Here is a 1,342-nt window from a genome sequence, read left to right on the forward strand (position 1 = left end):
AAACATTACTGGTTGCCTTCTCCACCCAGAAAGGCGGTGCGGGCAAAACAACGCTCACGGTACTGATGGCAAGCTATTTCTACTACGTGAAAGGAATGGACGTCGTCGTGGTGGATTGCGACTACCCGCAGTACAGCATCAAGGACATGCGCGAACGTGACATCAAGAACATCGAACGCAATCCCCGTTTGAAAAAAACGGTTTTCGAACTGTATGCCAAAGTACAGAAAAGAATGTATCCCATAGTGGAGAGCCATCCCGAAACCGCCATCGAAAAGGCAAAGGATTTCGTCGCGATGGAAACACCGCCGGACATCATCTTCTTTGACCTGCCCGGAACAGTGAACAATCCCGGCGTCATCAATACCGTGGCGACAATGGATTACGTGTTCTGCCCCATAACGGCAGACCGCATTGTTGCCGAAAGCTCCTTGAACTTCGCCGCCGTCGTGAACGAATCTTTCATGAGTACGGGGAAAGCCAACCTCAAAGGGCTTTACCTGTTGTGGAACATGGTGGACGGCAGGGAGAAGACCAACCTGTATGACGTGTACGAGAAAGTGGCGGGAAGAGCCGGACTGAACATGATGAAAACCTATTTGCCGGACAGCAAGCGTTTCCGCAAGGAAAGCGAGGAGGACGGTGAACGCTATGTATTCCGTTCCACCATCATGCCGCCTGACAAGGCTCTTGTCAAAGGCAGCAACATCGAACAGCTTGCGGACGAAATGCTGAACCTGATAAACGGATAATTATGGCCAAGAACCTTGATGTGCAGATTGACACAGCGAGTTTTCTGGACAGCATACGTCCGGAAATGCCCCCGTCCTCCACCCGCATGGAAAAGCCGGGAACTGACAATGCGGCTGACAAAAAGAGAACGGCTAAAGGTGAAAACCGCAAGAAGCCGGCTGCCGTATTCGTCATTCCGCCCATAGAGAACGAAGAGGACTACCTTGAAATGTTCATCAAAGGCGCGGAAACTGCGGCGCGGTCGGGAAAGATGGCATACGTGCGCAGGGAATACCACGACCGTATCATGCGCATCACCCGCGTAATCGGCAAGGACAAGCTGACACTGTCCGCCTATCTGGACCATGTGCTGACCCAGCACTTCCTCCAGTGCGGGGACGTGATAAAGAAACTGTATGACAAAAATTACGAAGACGTATTTTAATCACCAAAAATAAAAAGAACATGGAAACAAAGAACAAGAAAAATCAGAAACAGGCGGATGGCTACAAGGATGAAATCCTGAAAAAGTCCAGCATCGGAACGGTCTCTGGCTATCAGACATTGTTACGTCCGGAGTACTATCAGCGCATGGAAGAGCTTATCAGGC

General features: G+C 50.5%; 2 protein-coding genes. Both read left to right on the plus strand.

The window, feature by feature from the left end; genetic code table 11:
• The first annotated feature begins 8 nt into the window (after positions 1–8).
• Complete coding sequence (locus MoGM_RS00935) at positions 9–752, plus strand: ParA family protein (protein WP_104368358.1); 744 nt, start codon at positions 9–11, stop codon at positions 750–752.
• A gap of 2 nt (positions 753–754) precedes the next feature.
• Positions 755–1,177, plus strand: a complete 423-nt coding sequence (locus MoGM_RS00940) for a DUF3408 domain-containing protein (RefSeq protein WP_104368357.1) — start codon at positions 755–757, stop codon at positions 1,175–1,177.
• Positions 1,178–1,342 lie beyond the last annotated feature (165 nt).

Origin of the sequence: Prevotella sp. MGM1 (genome assembly GCF_002933775.1) — a bacterium.
In the GTDB taxonomy this organism is placed as follows: domain Bacteria; phylum Bacteroidota; class Bacteroidia; order Bacteroidales; family Bacteroidaceae; genus Prevotella.